Below are 361 nucleotides of genomic sequence, written 5' to 3'. Positions count from 1 at the left end.
GCCTCCCGATCCTTTCGGGATGGCAGGGATTCCCTGAACCGGTCCTTCTCAGTTGACCGCTTCCTTCAGCTGCTTACCGGGTTTGAAGGCAGGAACGCGGCTGGCTTCGATCTGGATCGTCTCCCCGGTCTGGGGATTCCGACCGGTACGGGCCGACCGCTCCCGCACTTCAAAGTTCCCGAAACCGACCAGCGAAACCTTCTCTCCCCGCTTGAGGGCTTCAGAGATGGTCTCGAGTACGGCATCCACCACCTGACCCGCTTCCTTCTTGGTTTTCCCGGTGGCGGCAGCTACCCGTTCAATCAGTTCGGACTTGTTCATGGATTCCACTCCTTTTCTCCTAAACTCCCAATGAAATAAT

The 361-nt window shown here is 57.3% G+C and carries 1 protein-coding gene; it reads right to left on the bottom strand.

Annotated features, from left to right (window positions below):
* Window positions 1-48 precede the first annotated feature (48 nt).
* Window positions 49-321, bottom strand: a complete 273-nt coding sequence (gene hbs / locus RZO55_RS17915) for a non-specific DNA-binding protein Hbs (protein ID WP_318065629.1) — start codon at window positions 319-321, stop codon at window positions 49-51.
* Between the last annotated feature and the right edge of the window lie 40 nt (window positions 322-361).

The organism is Clostridium boliviensis (genome assembly GCF_033342255.1).
Taxonomy (GTDB): Bacteria; Bacillota; Clostridia; order Lachnospirales; family Lachnospiraceae; genus Lacrimispora; species Lacrimispora boliviensis.
This window is presented reverse-complemented; position numbering and strand designations above follow the sequence as displayed.